At 68.0% G+C, this 1348-nt stretch carries 2 protein-coding genes; both read right to left on the reverse strand.

The window, feature by feature from the left end; genetic code table 11:
* A partial coding sequence (locus tag ACFVX4_RS42110; protein WP_389988838.1) for a hypothetical protein occupies window positions 1-418 on the reverse strand: 418 nt, incomplete at its 3' end.
* A complete protein-coding gene (locus ACFVX4_RS42115; RefSeq protein WP_389988841.1) occupies window positions 415-1245 on the reverse strand; it encodes an IS5 family transposase in 831 nt (276 codons plus the stop codon). The genes ACFVX4_RS42115 and ACFVX4_RS42110, both read right to left, overlap by 4 nt.
* Between the last annotated feature and the right edge of the window lie 103 nt (window positions 1246-1348).

Here is a 1348-nt window from a genome sequence, read left to right on the forward strand (position 1 = left end):
GCCGCGGCTGGGTGAACAATCCCTGCTCGGGCTCGATCAGGATCCCGCGTTCGGCCAGCCGCTTGAGCTTCAGCCGGACGTTGTTGACGTTGCTGGGCGCGATCTCCAGATCCATCGCCTCGCAGACCGCCCGCGCCCGCAGCGGGGCGTCGGCCGCGGCGAACACCGCCATGATCTGCCGGTAGGCCGGATGGTCCGGCAGCTTCGCGGCCGGCGGCGTCGGCGGGGATGGATCAGGCAGAGCCAGCAGCGTCTTGCGGGTGATGCGGACCTCCTCGGCGGCCCGGTCGAACTCCCCCAATTGCGCAGTGAGTTCCGCGATGCGTCCCCGCGTAGCCTCGGCCTGCGCGGCGATATCGCGCTCTTGCTCCTCCAGGTGCGCCAGCACCGCTCCCAAGGTCAGCTCGCTGCCGCTCATGCGCCGCGCCAGGTAGGGGTGGAGGTCGCGGTGAGCATCCGGGCCATCCGGTCGCTTATGGCCCAGTACACCCTCGACTCGGCGGAGGCGGGCCGGTGCTCGTAGTCCCGTACCAGCCTGCGGTGCAGCACCATGATCCCGTTCACCTGCTCCACCACCCACCTCTTGGGCTGCGGGACGAACCCGCTGGTTGCCGGGTTGCGCTCGACGACTTCGACGTCGATGCCCACCTTCTGCCCGTGGTCGACGACGGCGGTCTTGAACCCCTGGTCCACCAGGGCCTTCTGCACCGTGTCGGTGTCGGCCGCGACCTTGTCCAGCAATGCGATGCCGGCGGCGTTGTCATGCGCGGACGCGGCCAGCACCACCACCGCGATCACCAGACCGAGAACATCAACTGCCAGGCCGCGTTTGCGGCCTGAGACTTTTTTTGCCGCGTCCCTCCCGGTGGTGTCGGCGGGCACCCCGGCGGCCGCGTGCAGGCTCTGGGTGTCGAGCACCACCAGGCTCGGGTCGGCCTTGCGCCCCCGGCTCTCGCGGACCTGCCAACGCAGCAGGTCGTGGATGGTCTGGTCGGTGCCGTCGTCGCGCCATTTGTAGAAGTAGTACTTCACCGCTCCGACCGGGGGCAGGTCGTGGGGGAGGTAGTCCCACTGGCAGCCGGTACGGGACTGGTAAAGCAGGGCGTTGACGATCTCCCGCATCTCGTAGGCGCCTTGGTGGCCGCTGACGGAGGGATGCTGAGCCTTCCAGGAAGCGATGACGGGCTCGATCAGGGCCCACCGCTCGTCGGATAAGTCGCTCTTGTAGGGCTGGCGGTCTCTCACGAGGAACACTCCAGCACGACAGGACTCTCCGATCAGCCCCGATACGCCTGTGCCACACGTTCCAGCGACAGCAAACGTGGCATCACGTCACATACCGCCCTCT

This window comes from Streptomyces sp. NPDC058240 (assembly GCF_042882135.1).
Taxonomy (GTDB): domain Bacteria; phylum Actinomycetota; class Actinomycetes; order Streptomycetales; family Streptomycetaceae; genus Streptomyces.